10 protein-coding genes, 1 tRNA gene and 1 riboswitch are annotated in these 14953 nt (G+C 74.0%); of the genes, 2 read left to right on the plus strand and 9 right to left on the minus strand.

The window, feature by feature from the left end; genetic code table 11:
* Positions 1-26: 26 nt before the first annotated feature.
* The 5 genes from eno to RM779_RS03580 form a co-directional block, all read right to left on the minus strand.
* Complete coding sequence (gene eno / locus RM779_RS03560; RefSeq protein WP_311615677.1) at positions 27-1307, minus strand: phosphopyruvate hydratase; 1281 nt, start codon at positions 1305-1307, stop codon at positions 27-29.
* 222 nt (positions 1308-1529) lie between these two features.
* Entirely contained in the window at positions 1530-2189 is a 660-nt protein-coding gene (locus RM779_RS03565; RefSeq protein ID WP_311615678.1) for a transglycosylase family protein, read from the minus strand.
* 3 nt (positions 2190-2192) lie between these two features.
* Positions 2193-2346: riboswitch (cyclic di-AMP (ydaO/yuaA leader) on the minus strand.
* Positions 2347-2660: 314 nt separating this feature from the next.
* On the minus strand, positions 2661-3668 hold the full coding sequence (locus tag RM779_RS03570) for a transglycosylase family protein (protein ID WP_311615680.1): 1008 nt from the start codon (positions 3666-3668) through the stop codon (positions 2661-2663).
* Between the two features lie 118 nt (positions 3669-3786).
* The gene (locus tag RM779_RS03575) at positions 3787-5016 is read right to left on the minus strand and encodes a cytochrome P450 family protein (RefSeq protein WP_311615682.1); all 1230 of its coding nucleotides are present in this window, start codon (positions 5014-5016) and stop codon (positions 3787-3789) included.
* Positions 5009-6418 (minus strand): sensor histidine kinase, encoded by a 1410-nt coding sequence (locus RM779_RS03580; RefSeq protein WP_311615684.1) that lies wholly within the window; start codon positions 6416-6418, stop codon positions 5009-5011. Before RM779_RS03580 ends, RM779_RS03575 begins: the two co-directional genes overlap by 8 nt.
* Positions 6419-6639: 221 nt before the next feature.
* Here RM779_RS03580 and RM779_RS03585 point away from each other — a divergent pair.
* Positions 6640-6711 (plus strand) — tRNA-Gln (locus tag RM779_RS03585).
* A 6-nt stretch (positions 6712-6717) separates the two neighbouring features.
* Here the strand turns inward: RM779_RS03585 and RM779_RS03590 are convergent.
* From RM779_RS03590 to RM779_RS03600, 3 genes are all read right to left on the minus strand, one after another.
* A complete protein-coding gene (locus tag RM779_RS03590; RefSeq protein ID WP_311615686.1) occupies positions 6718-8007 on the minus strand; it encodes a serine/threonine-protein kinase in 1290 nt (429 codons plus the stop codon).
* Positions 8004-8507, minus strand: coding sequence for a hypothetical protein (locus RM779_RS03595; protein ID WP_311615688.1), 504 nt, complete (start codon positions 8505-8507; stop codon positions 8004-8006). Before RM779_RS03595 ends, RM779_RS03590 begins: the two co-directional genes overlap by 4 nt.
* 86 nt (positions 8508-8593) lie before the next feature.
* On the minus strand, positions 8594-10420 hold the full coding sequence (locus tag RM779_RS03600) for an N-6 DNA methylase (RefSeq protein ID WP_311615690.1): 1827 nt from the start codon (positions 10418-10420) through the stop codon (positions 8594-8596).
* A gap of 205 nt (positions 10421-10625) precedes the next feature.
* Between RM779_RS03600 and RM779_RS03605 the strand changes: the two genes are divergently transcribed.
* Positions 10626-11258, plus strand: coding sequence for a DUF4352 domain-containing protein (locus RM779_RS03605; RefSeq protein WP_311615692.1), 633 nt, complete (start codon positions 10626-10628; stop codon positions 11256-11258).
* Between the two features lie 64 nt (positions 11259-11322).
* Here the strand turns inward: RM779_RS03605 and mfd are convergent, their stop codons facing one another.
* Complete coding sequence (gene mfd / locus RM779_RS03610) at positions 11323-14874, minus strand: transcription-repair coupling factor (protein ID WP_311615695.1); 3552 nt, start codon at positions 14872-14874, stop codon at positions 11323-11325.
* Positions 14875-14953 lie beyond the last annotated feature (79 nt).

The raw sequence follows: 14953 nt of genomic DNA on the forward strand, positions 1-14953 counted from the left end.
CGGGGACGGCGGGCAGGCAGCCGGTGTCAGCCGCGGAAGCGGGGGAACGCGTCGCGTCCGGCGTACACCGCGGCCTCGTCGAGGATCTCCTCGATGCGCATGAGCTGGTTGTACTTCGCGACCCGCTCGGAACGGGCGGGGGCGCCGGTCTTGATCTGGCCGCAGTTGGTGGCGACGGCCAGGTCGGCGATGGTGACGTCCTCGGTCTCGCCGGAGCGGTGGGACATCATGCACTTGAACCCGTTGCGCTGGGCCAGCTCGACGGCGTCCAGGGTCTCGGTGAGGGAGCCGATCTGGTTGACCTTCACCAGCAGCGCGTTGGCGGTGCCGGACTCGATGCCGCGCTGGAGGCGGTCGGGGTTGGTGACGAACAGGTCGTCGCCGACGATCTGCACCTTGCCGCCCAGCTCGTCGGTCAGGGTCTTCCAGCCCTCCCAGTCGTCCTCGCTCAGCGGGTCCTCGATGGAGACCAGCGGGTAGGACTCGACCAGCTCGGCGTAGTAGGCGGTCAGCTCCTGGGCGGTGAGGCCCTTGCCCTCGAAGGTGTAGACGCCCTCGCTGTGGAACTCGGTGGCCGCCACGTCGAGGGCGAGCGCGATGTCCTGGCCCGGGGTGTAGCCGGCCTTCTGGATGGCCTCGACGATCAGGTCGAGCGCCTCGCGGTTGGACGACAGGTTGGGCGCGAAGCCGCCCTCGTCGCCGAGGCCGGTGCCGAGGCCGCGCTCCTTCAGCACCTTCTTCAGGGTGTGGTACGTCTCGGCGCCCCAGCGGACGGCCTCGGAGAACGACTCGGCGCCGATGGGCGCGATCATGAACTCCTGGATGTCGACGTTGGAGTCCGCGTGGGCGCCGCCGTTCAGAATGTTCATCATGGGCACCGGCAGCAGGTGCGCGTTGGGTCCGCCGAGGTAACGGAACAGCGGCAGGTCGCGGGACTCGGAGGCGGCGTGCGCGACGGCGAGGGAGACGCCCAGGATCGCGTTGGCGCCCAGCGAGGACTTGTCGGCGGTGGCGTCCAGGTCGAACATGGCCTGGTCGATCAGGCGCTGCTCGGTGGCGTCGTAGCCGACCAGCTCGGGGCCGATCTGCTCGATGACCGCGAGCACGGCCTTCTCCACGCCCTTGCCGAGGTAGCGGCTCTGGTTCCCGTCGCGCAGCTCCAGGGCCTCGAAGGCACCGGTGGAGGCGCCGGAGGGGACCGCGGCGCGGCCGGTGCTGCCGTCGTCGAGGCCGACCTCGACCTCGACCGTGGGATTGCCTCGCGAGTCGAGGATCTCGCGGGCTACGACGACGTCGATGGACGGCACGAGGTTCTCCTTTGGTCCGAGTGGTTCTTCCGTAGGCGTCTTCAGCCCTCTGAGCCTAACCGCCTTCGGGAGCCGCACCGTCCTCCCGCCCGCCGCCGGCCGCTCCGGCCACGTCAAAGGCGCAGTTCAGAGCGGGCCGGGGGGCGTCTCATCTTTTTGTTTACAAGGTGAAGAAAATCCGGTGCGGCCAGGTGGCCCCGGCCGCACCGGGATGAGGCCGGGTCAGACGGTGAGCTGCTGGCCGGGGATGATCAGGTCGGGGTCGTCGCCGATGACGGCCTCGTTGTCGGCGTACAGCTGCTGCCAGCCGCGGCCGTGGTCGTCGGCGATGCGGGAGAGCGTGTCGCCGGACTCCACGGTGTACTGCTCGCCCGTGGCGGGGGCGGGCGCCTCCTCCTCGCGGGCCTCGTCGGGGGCGGACTGCGGAACGGCCTGCGGCTGCTCCTGCTCCTGCTCGGGCGCCGGGGCCGCTTCGCCACCGGTGTCCACGTCGGCGGCCGGGCCGCCGCCGGACAGGCCGGCCTGCGCGCCGCAGACGGGCCAGGCACCCGGGCCCTGGATGCTCAGCAACTCCTCGGCGGCGGCGATCTGCTGGTCCTTGGTGGCCTGGTCGGCGCTCGGCGCGTACTGGGTGCCGCCGGCCGCCTCCCAGCTGGACTGGGAGAACTGAAGGCCGCCGAAGTAGCCGTTGCCGGTGTTGATGGACCAGTCGCCGCCGGACTCGCACTGGGCGACGGCGTCCCAGGTGTCGACCGAGGCGGCGTTGGCGCCGGTGGCGCTGAGGAGCGGGATGGCGACCGCGGCGCCGGTGACGGTGGCGGCGGTGGCGATCCTGGTCGATTTGGACGGACGGCGGTGACGGCCCTTGCCCGTGAACAGCATGACGTTCCTTCTCACCGACGCCTGCGAGGTGAGCTGTCGGGTTCGGGTCAGGTGAGTTGCCCGGCCCCGAGTGCCTTGCGGTACTCGGGGCTTCACCCCAAGCCGCTCGGGCCCGTATGGGTCCTTCGCGGCATCCGCGGTCCGGTCCTCGTCGTGAGGGCCGGGCCGTGGCCTGGGTCCCCCGCTCCTGCCTGCGGTGGTGCGCGATGGTGGTCCCCCGGCCGGCGGCAGGATTCGGCGTTGCGGCCCGGGTGCCCGGCTCGGAGCCAGGCGGAGGGACACTAAACACACGCCAGCTAACGATTCAAGAACGAAGAAGATCGTCGGCGTGGCGGGGCTTGACGCGCGGGGGGCCACATCTGCGCAGGTCAACGACGGCCCGGACAGGGCGGGCGAGTCGGACACTCCGACTGAACGGGGAGATGATGGTCACATTTGACCATCCGTGAAATAGCACGCGCGAACCGGGCGCTAACGACCCGTAATGGTCAAGTCCAGCTCCTGACCAGGGAGTATGTAGTCCGGATCATCACCAATGACCGTTTCGTTCGCGGCGTAGAGGACCGGCCAGCCGCCGGGCACCCCGTACTCCACCGCGATGGCGGACAGCGTGTCCCCCCGCCGGACCTCATGGCGTTCCGCATGCCGGCCGCCCCCCGACTCCCCCAGGCGCCCCGCCTCCTCGGGGTCCGGATCGCCGCGGTGCCGGCCACCGCGCGCATCGTCCGCGCCGCCCTCGGCCGAACGGTCCTCGCCGGCGCGCTCCCCGCCGGCGCGGTCCTCGGCCGGCCGCTCGTCCGGCACCTCCTCGGGCGGCTGCGCGGGCAGTTCCTCCTGAGGCCGTTCGGGAACGTCCTCGGCCCCCGCGTCCGCGTCCCCGGAGGGGGCGTCCCCCGGTCTCTCCTCCCCCGTGCCGGCCGACGGCTCCTCGGGCGCCTCGGGCGCCTCGGGCGCCTCGGACGCCTCGGACGCCTCCTCGCCGGCCCCGTCCTCCTCCGGCGTCCCCTCGCGCGCCGCCGACTCCTCGGGCCCGCCGATCTCCTCCTCGGCCTGCGCCTCCTCGGCCTCCTCGGCGCGATCCACCTCGTCGGCCTCCTCGCGGTACTCCTGCCACAGGCCGGAGAGCACGCCGCAGGCCGGGAAGGCGTCCTTGCCCTGGTCCGCGAGTATCCGTTCGGCCACGCTGATCTGCTGGACGCGGCTGGCCAGATCGGGCCGCGGCGCGAGCTCGAGTCCGCCGTACTGCTCCCACATGCCGAGGGTCAGCTGGAGCCCGCCGAAGTACCCGTTCCCCGTGTTGGCACTCCACAGCCCGCCGCTCTCGCACTCGGCCGCCCTGTCCCACGTCTCGTCCCCCACGGCCTGCGCCGACCCCGCGCTCAGCAGCGGCAGGGCTATTCCCGCGCCCGTAACGCCCGCGGCGACGATGAAGGCCGGAGCCTGTCGCGGACGACGATGACGACCAGTCCCGGAGCGCATCTGATGGGCCTCCCATGCGAACAGTGATGCGGTTGAGGGGAACCTAGCCCTCCGTCCACACGATCACAAGCCGATCCCATGCAGATCACACGCAGATCACACCGCTGACTCCGCGTCATCACCGAGGGCCGAACTCCACGGGCAGTGCACGCAGGCCGCGCATGATGAGGCCACCGCGCCACCGCAACTCCCCCGGGTCCGCGGCCAGTCGGATATCGGGCAGGCGGCCGAGCAGCGTGGCGAGCGCCGTCCGCGCCTCGGCCCGCGCCAGCGGCGCGCCCAGACAGTAGTGAATGCCGTGCCCGTATCCCAGATGCGGGTTGTCCGCCCGCCCGAGGTCCAGCGTGTCCGGTGCCGCGAACCGCTCCGGGTCCCGGTCCGCCGCCGCCAGCACCACGAGCACCGGATCGCCCGTGGCCACCCGCTCCCCGCCGAGCGTCAGCGGCTCGGTCGCGAAACGCCACGTCGCCAACTCCACCGGCCCGTCGAACCGCAGCAGTTCCTCGGCCGCGGACGCGAGCAGCGCCTCGTCGCCCGCCGCGACCGCCCCGCGCAGCCGCGCCAGCTCCGCCGGGTTGCGCAGCAGGGACAGCATGCCGTTGCCGATGAGGTTGACCGTCGTCTCGAAGCCCGCGAACAGCAGGATGAACGCCATCGCCGCGGCCTCCTCCTCCGACAGCTGCTCGCCGTCGTCGGAGGCCCGGATCAGGCCCGAGATCAGGTCGTCGCCCAGATCCTCGCGCTTGCGGTGGATCAACTCCCCCAGATAAGCGCGCATCCGCTTCACCGCGCGCCCCACCCCGCCGCGCTTTCCCGCGGTGTGCAGCATCATCCCGGCCCAGTGCCGGAAGTCGTCCTGGTCCTCCGCGGGAACGCCGAGCATGTCGCAGATCGCGTAGATCGGCAGCGGGAACGCGAACTCGTCGATCAGATCGGCGCTGCCCCGTTCCGCGAAGCCGTCCACCAGTCGGTCCGCCAGCTCCCGCACCCGCGGCTCGAACGCGGCGACCCGCCGCGGGGTGAACGCCTGGGACACCAGCCGCCGCAGCCGCGTGTGGTCGGGCGGGTCGATGTTCAGCAGGTGCGTCATCACATTGGCGCGGCGCTCACCCGGGATGCCCACCCGGCCCGAGGCGTGCTCCGCCGCCCGGTGCCGCCGCGGGTCCTTGCTCAGCCGCGGATCGGCCAGCGCCCGCCGCGCGTCGGCGTACCGCGTCACGAGCCAGGCCGACACCCCGCTGGGCAGCACCGTCTTGTGCACCGGCGCGTTGGTGCGCAGCCACGCGTACGCCGGGTACGGATCGGCCGTGAACGCGGTGCCGAACAGTCCGGGGGCGGCCTCATCCATGGGCGGACCGCTGCTCCGGGACCGTTCCGCCCGGCACCGCCCTGTCCCGGGCCGCCCTGTCCCGGGCCGCCCGGTCCGCCGCCGTCCCGTCCGCAGCCGCCCCGTCGGCCGCCGCCCGGTCCGGGATCACCGCGGAGACCCGGAAGCCGCCCGCGTCCGTCGGGCCCGACACGAAGCCGCCGCCGAGCGCCGCCACCCGCTCCCGCATCCCGACCAGGCCGTTGCCCCCGCTCGGCAGGCTCGCCCCGCCGCCGCCCCGTGGCGCCTCGTTCTGCACCAGCACCGCGACCTCGCCCTCCCGGTACGCGAGCCGTACCCGCGCCGCCGCACCGGCCGCGTGCTTGTGCACGTTGGTCAGCGCCTCCTGCACCACCCGGTACGCCGTCGACTCCACCTGCTCCGCGTAGCCCCGCGGCTCGCCCTCCACCGCGAGGTCCACCGTCATGCCCGCGGCGCGCGACTGGTCGACCAGGGCGGCCAGCTCCGTCAGCGAAGGGCCCTGCTCCTCCGCCTCCTGCTGCCGCGTCTTCGCCGAGCCCGCGATCTCGGCCAGGCGGGCGGAGGCGTCCGGCCGCACCGCCGGCTCCCCGGCGCGCAGCACGCCCAGCATCGTGCGCAGCTCGGTCAGCGCCTGCCGTCCCATGTCACCGATGAGGGTGGCGTTGCGCGCGGCCTTGTCCGGGTCCTTGGCCGCCACCGCCTGGAGCGCCGCCGCGTGAACCACCATCAGGCTGACCCGGTGCGCGACGACGTCGTGCATCTCGCGCGCGATGCGCCGCCGTTCCTCCTCGCGCGCCCACTCCGCGCGCTCCTCGGCGCGGTCGGCGAGGAGCGACAGTTCGGCTTCCAGCCCCTGGGCGCGGTCGCGCAGCGTTTCGACCAGCCGCCGTCTGGCCCGCACGTACATGCCGAGCAGCACCGGGGGCAGCACGGCGGCCACCCCGAAGAGAACGGAGACGAGCGGCTGGAACCACGCGGGCAGCGCCTGTTCCCGCAGGGCGGGGTCCTGGTCGAGCAGCAGGTAGCTCACGATGACCACGCCACCGCCCTCCATGCAGGCGAGCGCGGCGATGATCCGCCGCGGCGCCTCGGTGGTGGCGAGGGTGTAGAGGCCGACCAGGGCCAGCATGCCGCCCATGTTCGCGGGCAGGACGGCGACCGAGACGAGGATCACGGCCAGCGGCCAGCGGCGCCGGACGATCAGCACCAGGCCGGCCATGGCTCCGGAGATCACCACGAGCCAGACGGGCAGTCCGGTGCGCTCGGCGAAGCCGATCCCGTGGACCGCGCACTCGGCCGCGGACGCCAGGGCGAGCGCGCCGTCGAGCGCGACGCTGCGCCGGCGCGTCCACCATCCCAGCTCGAAGCTCCCCTCCGCCGTGGCCGCCCCCGTAGCTGTCATGACGACCAGACTACGGGCGGAAGCCACCGCTTTTCCGGTCGGGGAAGCGGCCACGCACCGTGGCTCCGGCGGGCACGGACCGCCACCGCGGCGGCGCTTGGGCCGTTGCCGTGCCCATGACGCCCAGGGTGATGCCGTCGCACCGGGCCCCGGCGTGCTGGCATAGTGTGTCCTGTCGGGCGGGCAGTCCGATCAATGGGAACGACCGGCCCAATTCACCATCCCCTGTGGTGTAATCGGCAGCACTGCGGTTTTTGGTACCGTATGTCCAGGTTCGAGTCCTGGCGGGGGAGCCTGAATCACGGCGCGTGGCCGAGCTGTTGCAGGCACAGCTGTTCATCGGCCCGCAGTTGCCGCACCACCGCGTCGTGGGGCCCGTTCTCCAGCGTGAACTCGTGGGCGAGCCGCTGGATCTCGGGCAGCGCCTCCGCGTAGCGCCCGATGTCGAGCAGCGTCGCGGCGTACTGCTTGCGCAGGCTGCGCACCACCGCGGACCCCTCCCCGTACCGGCCCACCGCGACCGGCAGCGTACGGCTGAGCAGGCCGGCGACCTGCGGGTACTGGCCGAGGGCGAGCAGGTGCTTGATCTCCTCCAGCGCGGTGGACAGGTCCGGTTCACGGGGCCGCGGCGCGGGCCAGGGCGCCATCGGGTGGCGGAACGGGCGGGTCGGATCGAGCGGCGCGCCCCCCGCACCACCCCCCGCACCACCGTCCGCGCCCGGCGCGTGCCCCGCGGGCGGGGGCAGCAGCGGGGCGAGGACGGCGAACACCTGGTGCGCGTCGGCGGGGCGGTCCTGCGGGGCCCTGGCCAGCAGGTGGTGGATCAGCGCCGCGAGCTGCGGCGGGGCGTCCGGCCGCAGGCGGGCCACGGGCACCGGCTCCTCGTGCAGCTTCTTGTACAGCAGCCCGGCCGCGTTCGGGGCGGTGAACGGCACCCGGCCGGTCAGCAGCTCGTAGCCGATGGCGCCCAGCGCGTACAGGTCGGCGCCTGGGCCGACCGGAACGTCCCCCACGGCCTGCTCCGGCGCCATGTAGACGGGCGTGCCGAGCAGCGTTCCGGTGCGCGTCAGGCGGGTGTCCTCGCCGTCGCCGCGCACGGCGGCGATGCCGAGGTCGAGCACGGTGGCCCGGCCGTCCGGGCGGATCATGACGTTCCCCGGCTTGAGGTCGCGGTGAACGATCCGCACCGTGTGCACGGCGGCGAGCGCCGAGCAGAGCTGGGCCAGCACGGCCGCGGCCCACGGCCACGGGTAGGGATCGTGCTCGGCGAGGTGGTCGCCGAGTCCGCAGCCGTCGACGAGCTGCATGACGAGGAACAGCACCTCGCCCTCCTGCCCCGCGTCGTGCACCGCCACCAGGCCCGGGTGGTCGATGCGCGCGGTGACGCGGGCCTCGCGCAGGAAGCGGCGGCGCAGCTCCTCGGGGTCGCTGGTGCCGGACAGGGAGGCGAGCCGGTCGGCGTTCAGGAGCTTCACCGCGACGCGGCGCCCGCCGAGGGAACGGTCGTGCCCGGACCACACCTCCCCCATGCCGCCCTTGCCCAGCGGCTCGGCCAGCTCGTAGCGCCCGGCCAGCAGCCGGCCGGTCACCTGCCCTCCTGCCCGCGCAGCAGCGCGCCCAGTTCGTCCAGCTCCGAGGCGACCTGGCGCATGCGCGGGGACGTCGCCCGCGGCGCGGCGACGGCCCCCGGGTGCGGCCGCGGCGCGACCGGCCGGTGCGCGGGCGGCGGCGGAACGTGGCCGGGCGGAACGTGGCCGGGCGGAACGGCGGCCCGCCGCGGGAAGCGGTCGGCGCGCACGGCGTGGACGGTGGCCCCGACGAGGTAGGCGAGCGCGTAGAAACCGGCGAACGCGCTGAGGTTGCTCTCGTCGTCGGGAACGGCGCTGATCAGCACCACCTCGGCGACGGTGAGCGAGCAGAAGAGGCTGAAGACCGCCCAGTCGGTGCCGCGCCCGCGGAGCACGGCGAACCGGAGCGAGGGCACCCAGGCGAGCAGCCCGAGCGAGCCGATGGGGAAGAGGGCGAAAAGCCAGCGCACGACGAGGGCCCTGGCGCCGGTCCTGGGCCGCACGGGCGGCGGGCCGTACATCAGCAGACTCCCCCTCGGGCCCGTGTCGGTGCCCGTTCGATCCTCGGGTCGGGGTGCAGATGATATCCCCGCCGCGCGGCGGCGGTTCAGTCCCCGGGCGGCAGCGTTCCCCCGGTCAGGCCGTCCACGGTGCCCTGGATCAGCCGGCGGCCGAGGTCCGCCGCGTGGTCGAGGGCCGCCTCGAACGCGGCGAGGTCGCGGAACCGGCGGCCGTAGCGGCGCTGGGCGGCGAGCGGCAGCCGCGGCACCTTGAGCCGGCGCACGTCGACGCGGGTGGAGCTGGAGGCGTAGCTGCCGGCCTGCCGCGTGTTGGCGGTGGCGCGCAGGAAGCCGGCGAGGAACCACGGGTCCAGCGCCCCCGGATCGGGCCGCAGCAGGCAGGTGTGCCGGTCGGGCGCCGCGGGCGCCGGCTCCTCCGCGCCGATGACGCGGGTCGTGGCGCCCTGGAGCAGCAGCGGAACGAGCACGTCCCCCGCCGCGGGCGCGGGCGCGCCGGGCGGGGGGTGGATCTCCAGGGCGCCGGTGCGGGCGAGTTCGCCGATGGTGACGGTGGACCAGTGGGCCCCCTCGGCCGGGTCGGCGCGGCCCGGCCCGGGGGCCAGGTCGTGGGTGCGGCGCAGCGTGTCCCGCAGGTCCTCGCGCACGGCGGCGAGCCCCGCGGCGCCGGTGGCGGACGCGGGCGGCGGCAGGTGGCGGCCCGGGGCGAGATCGACCTCGTCGTCGAGCAGGTCGATCACGGGCAGGGCGCGGTGGATGCCGGGACGTTCCGCGACGTCGCCGTCCCGGTCGAACGCGAGCCAGGCGTCGAGCACGGTGCGGTGCAGCGCCGGCCAGTCGAGCGGGGCGCGGCCCGCCGCGCGGTGGGCCGTCGCCGTGTCGACCACCAGCAGCCGCGGATCGGCGGCCGGCTCGGCGCCGGGTCTGCGCAGCACCCAGAGGTGGAGCGCGAGGCTGTGCGGGGGCGCGGCCCCCGCGGGCAGCGCGACGACGGCGCGCAGCGCGCCGCGGCGCAGCAGTGCGGCGCGGACGCGCCGCCCGGTGCGCCGGGAGGCGGCGGCCGGGGGCATGAGCACGACGGCGGTGCCGCCGGGGCGGAGCCGCGCCAGGGCGTGCTGGACCCAGGCCAGCTCCGACTCGGTGCGGGCGGGCAGGCCGTACTCCCAGCGCGGGTCGTAGGTGAGCTGGTCGTGGCCCCAGTTGCGTTCGTTGAACGGGGGGTGGCAGAGCACGGCGTCGACGGCCAGGCCGGGGAAGGCGTCCGCGAGGAGCGTGTCGCCGCCGCGGACCTGGACGGTGGTCGTGCCGCGCAGGGCGAGCCGCAGGCTGCCGAGGCGGGCGAGGACGGGATCGGTCTCCTGGCCGTACAGCTCGCCGGGCGGCGCGCCCGCGGCGGTGCGCGCGGCGGCCAGCAGGGTGCAGGGGCCGCAGGCCGGGTCGAGCACCGACTCGGCGGGGCCGGCGAGCGCGGCCATCAGGGCGGCGGTCTCCGGCGGGGTCAGGGTGAGCTGGCGGGCGCCTGCGTCGAGGTGGCGGGCGAGGAGGAACTCGTACGCGGGGGCGGGGCCCTCCTCGGCCGCGAGGGCCGCCGCGGCGCGGGCGAGCGCGGGTCCCTCGGTCGCGGCGCTCTGGGCCAGGTACTGCTCGCCGGTGCGCGCCAGCGCGGCGGCGGCTCCGGCCGGGTCGTCGCCGACCAGCTGCCAGAGCCGCTCCCGCAGCGGCACTTCGGCGAGTTTGCCCTGCTCGCGCAGCCACTGCTCGACCTCGGGGAGCGAGAAGGTGGGGCTGGTCGCAGTGCCGCCGATGGGGCGGGGGAAGTGGTCGTAGCGCCTGCGCCAGTTGCTGACGGCGGCGCGGCCGACCCCGGCGAGACGGGCGATTCCGGCGGCGGTGACCTCGCTGTGCTGCCCGGGCACGTGGCGGCCTCCGTTCGTCGGGGTGTCCTCAAGCTGTGGCGATCTTCCGACCCTACCCGTGCCGGTGTCCACACCGATACACGGGAAGCACAACGGCACTCACCGAAGTGCGCGTTGACTCAATTCACAGCCTGTGCTCTGATTGACCGCGCCAGCCCAAAGGGGGCCGGTTGATTAAGAGTTGCTTTCAGGAGAGGGAATCCTCGTGTCCAAGACCGCCGCACCCCGTTTCGCCAGGCAGCGCATGCTCGCCCTCGCCGGCGCCGCCGCCGCGACGCTCGCCCTGGGCGGGCTCACCGCCTGTTCGAGCGAGGACGACCCGGAGAGCGCCACGGGCTCGGGCGGCGCGGAGGGCGAACAGGCCGAGGAGAACACCGAGGAGGACGGCGGGGAGAACGGCGGCACCGCCGAGGAAGAAGCGACGGAGGAAGGAACGGACGACGGCCTGTTCGCGGCCGAGGAGACCGCCGTCTACGACAGCGGCTTCGAGATCACCGTCTCGGCGGCCGAGCCCTACACGCCCACCGACTGGGCCGTCGGCCACACCGAGGGCAACGCGGCGTACTCGGTCACCGTCTCGCTGGCCAACAACGGCGAGGAATCCGTGGACACCACCTTCGTTCTGGCCAGCGCGCGGGCCGGGGCGGACGGCGTGACGGCCGAGACGATCTACGACGACACCGTCGGCACCGGCTTCAACGGCGAGCTGCTGCCCGGCAGGACGGCGAGCGCCGAATACGCCTTCGACGCCCCGCCGGACGCCGCCGCGCTCGAAGTCCAGATCGAGCAGGCCCTGGAGCTCGACTCCACCCCGGCCATCTGGGAGATCCCGCTCTGAGCCTCGGACGCCCCTCCCTCGGCTCCGTCCCGGCGGCCCGCGCCCCCGCCGGGACGGGACGCCCCTACGAGCCCGGAATCGTGGTCAGGAACTCGCCGGTCCAGGCGAGCAGGTCGCGGCCGGCCAGCGGCTTGCCGCCGATCCTGGCCGTGGCCGGGCGCGGCACCAGCACCTGCTTGGTGGCACGTTTGATCACCGAGCCCGGGTACACCCGGTTCAGCCGCAGCTCCTGCGACTCCCGCAGCTCCACCGGCGAGAACCTGATCCGGCTGCCCTGGAGCGTGACGTCCGTGACGCCGCAGGACCGGGCCAGCATCCGCAGGCCCGCGACGAGCAGCAGATTCTCCACCGGCTCGGGCAGCGGGCCGTAACGGTCGGCCAGCTCCTCGCGGACCGCGCGGATGTCGTCCTCCGTGTTCGCCGCAGCGATCGACCGGTACGCCTGGAGCCGCAGCCGCTCCCCCGGCGCGTAGTCGTGCGGCACGTGGGCATCGACCGGCAGCTCGATCTTCACCTCGAGCAGCGACTCCTCCGGCTCGCCGCCGCCCGCCTCCAGCGTGGCCCGGTAGTCCGCCACCGCCTCGCCGACCATCCGCACATACAGGTCGAACCCGACGCCCGCGATGTGCCCCGACTGCTCCCCGCCCAGCAGGTTCCCCGCGCCGCGGATCTCCAGGTCCTTCATCGCCACGTACATGCCCGCGCCCATCTCGGTGTGCTGAGCGATCGTGGCGAGCCGCTCGTGCGCGGTCTCCGTCAGCGGCTTCTCCGGCGGGTACAGGAAGTACGCGTACCCGCGCTCCCTGCCGCGCCCGACCCGCCCCCGCAGCTGGTGCAGCTGGGAGAGGCCGAACGTGTCGCCGCGCTCCACGATGAGGGTGTTCGCGTTCGAGATGTCGATGCCGGACTCCACGATCGTGGTGGAGACCAGCACGTCGGAACGCTTCTCCCAGAAGTCGACCACGACCCGTTCGAGCGCCGACTCGCCCATCTGCCCATGCGCCGTCGCGATCCGCGCCTCGGGCACGATCTGCCGCAGCCGCGCGGCGACCCGGTCGATCGACTCGACCCGGTTGTGGATGTAGAAGACCTGCCCCTCGCGCAGCAGCTCCCGCCGGATCGCCGCGCCGATCTGCCGCTCCTCGTACGGGCCGACGAACGTCAGCACCGGGTGCCGCTCCTCCGGCGGGGTGGTGATCGTCGACATCTCCCTGATGCCGGTCACGGCCATCTCCAGCGTGCGCGGGATCGGCGTGGCCGACATCGTCAGCACGTCGACGTTGGCCCGCAGCTTCTTCAGCTGCTCCTTGTGCTCGACGCCGAACCGCTGCTCCTCGTCGACGATGACCAGGCCGAGGTCCTTGAACTTCACCTCCGAGGAGAACAGCCGGTGGGTGCCGATCACGATGTCCACCGCACCGTCCCGCAGCCCCTCGGTCACCGCCCGCGCGTCGGCCTCCGACTGGAAGCGCGACAGCGGCCGCACGTTCACGGGGAACTGCGCGTACCGCTCGGAGAACGTCCCGTAGTGCTGCTGCACCAGCAGCGTCGTCGGCACGAGCACCGCGACCTGCTTGCCGTCCTGCACCGCCTTGAACGCGGCGCGCACCGCGATCTCCGTCTTGCCGTAGCCGACGTCACCGCAGACCAGCCGGTCCATCGGCACCGACTTCTCCATGTCCTCCTTGACCTCGCCGATGGTCGTCAGCTGGTCCGGCGTCTCCACATAGGGGAACGCGTCCTCCAGCTCCCGCTGCCACGGCGTGTCCGCCCCGAACGCGTGCCCGGGGGCCGCCATCCGCGCCGAGTACAGCTTGATCAGGTCCGCGGCGATCTCCTTGACCGCCTTCTTGGCGCGGGCCTTCGTCTTCGTCCAGTCCGCCCCGCCGAGCCGGTGCAGCGAGGGCGCCTCGCCGCCGACGTACTTGGTGACCAGGTCCAGCTGGTCGGTCGGCACGAACAGCCGGTCCCCCGGCTGCCCGCGCTTGGCCGGCGCGTACTCGACCAGCAGGTACTCGCGGGTGGCGCCCTGCACCGTGCGCTGCACCATCTCGACGTAGCGGCCCACCCCGTGCTGCTCGTGCACGATGTAGTCGCCCGGCTCCAGCGTGAGCGGGTCGAGCGTCTTGCGGCGCCGCGCGGGCATCCGCGCGCCCTCGCGGCCCGCCGCCTTCTGGCCGGTCAGGTCGGTCTCGGTGAGCACCGCGAGCTTCAGGCCCTGCGCGACGAAGCCGTGCTCGACCGCGCCGCACGCCACGTGCACGACCGACGGCGCGATCTCCCCGTTCAGCGGCGTGGTGAGCCGGGCCGCGATGCCCTCCCCGCCCAGCACCTCGGCGGTGCGGGCGGCCGGTCCCTGCCCCTCGGTGAGGTACACCACGCGCCAGCCCTCGGCCAGCCAGCCCTTCGTGTCGGCGAGGGCCCGGGCCGTATCGCCGCGGTAGGTCTCCGGCGCCCGCATGCCGAGCCGCAGGCTGTCCTCCTCCGACTCCTCCGCCAGATCGGGCGAGAACGGCGACACCGACCACCACGGCATCCCGAGCGCGGCGGCCCGCTCCCGCACCTCGGCCAGGCCGCGCAGCGAGGCCGCGCCGACGTCGATCGGCGCCTCGCCGGTGTCGGACATGGCGGCGGCGGCCCACGACGCCCGGAGGAACTCCTGGCTGGTGGCCACCAGGTCCGCGGCCCGGCCGCGCACCCGCTCCGGATCGCAGACGACCGCCATGCTGCCCGCCGGGAGCACGTCGAGCAGCAGCTCCATATCGTCGACGAGCGCGGGCGCCAGCGACTCCATGCCGTCCACCGCGATGCCCTCGGCGATCTTGCCGAGCAGCTCGTCCAGCTCCGGGTGGCTCTTGGCCAGCTCCGCGGCGCGCGCCCTGACCTCCTGCGTCAGCAGCAGCTCACGGCAGGGCGGCGCCCACAGACCGTGCTCCGCGACTTCCAGGGAACGCTGGTCGGCGACCTTGAAGTAACGGATCTCCTCGATGTCGTCGCCCCAGAACTCCACGCGCAGCGGATGCTCCTCGGTCGGCGGGAAGACATCGAGGATGCCGCCGCGGACGGCGAACTCACCGCGCTTCTCCACCAGTTCGACGCGCGTGTAGGCGGCGGCCGCCAGCCGTTCCGTCACGTCGGCCAGGTCGGCGCTCCCGCCGCCGCGCAGGCTGACGGGCTCCAGGTCGCCGAGCCCCGCCACCTGCGGCTGGAGCACGGACCTGACCGGCGCGACCACGACCGACACGGGCCCCGCGCCCGGATCGTCGGCGCTCGGGTGCGCCAGCCGCCGCAGCACGGCCAGCCGCCGGCCGACGGTGTCGGCACGCGGCGAGAGCCGCTCGTGGGGCAGCGTCTCCCACGCCGGGTACTCCGCGACGCCGTCCGGCGGCAGCAGCGAACGCAGCGCCGCCGCCAGATCCTCGGCCTCCCGCCCGGTCGCGGTGACGGCGAGGACCGGCCGCCCGGCCGAGCGCGCCAGCGCGGCCACCGCGAAGGGGCGGGCGGCGGGCGGGCCGACGAGATCGACATGGCGCCGGACGCCCTCGGCGGCGGCGCCGACCGCCTCGGCGAGTGCGGACTCTTCGGATACGGCGTCGAGCAGGCCGTACAGGCTCATGGGGTCATTCCATCCGGTGGCTTGCGGATTCTCGGCAACGGGTAACGGGCAACGGCGGAGGCGGGATGGGCGGGCCGCG

It is taken from the genome of Streptomyces johnsoniae (assembly GCF_031845565.1).
Taxonomy (GTDB): Bacteria; Actinomycetota; Actinomycetes; order Streptomycetales; family Streptomycetaceae; genus Streptomyces; species Streptomyces johnsoniae.

Bases quoted from the DNA above. Each gene is read 5' to 3' on its own strand.
- RM779_RS03565 (WP_311615678.1), bottom strand. From the start codon at position 2,189: ATGCTGTTCACGGGCAAGGGCCGTCACCGCCGTCCGTCCAAATCGACC.
- RM779_RS03570 (WP_311615680.1), bottom strand. From the start codon at position 3,668: ATGCGCTCCGGGACTGGTCGTCATCGTCGTCCGCGACAGGCTCCGGCC.
- RM779_RS03575 (WP_311615682.1), bottom strand. From the start codon at position 5,016: ATGGATGAGGCCGCCCCCGGACTGTTCGGCACCGCGTTCACGGCCGAT.
- RM779_RS03580 (WP_311615684.1), bottom strand. From the start codon at position 6,418: ATGACAGCTACGGGGGCGGCCACGGCGGAGGGGAGCTTCGAGCTGGGA.
- RM779_RS03595 (WP_311615688.1), bottom strand. From the start codon at position 8,507: ATGTACGGCCCGCCGCCCGTGCGGCCCAGGACCGGCGCCAGGGCCCTC.
- mfd (WP_311615695.1), bottom strand. From the start codon at position 14,874: ATGAGCCTGTACGGCCTGCTCGACGCCGTATCCGAAGAGTCCGCACTC.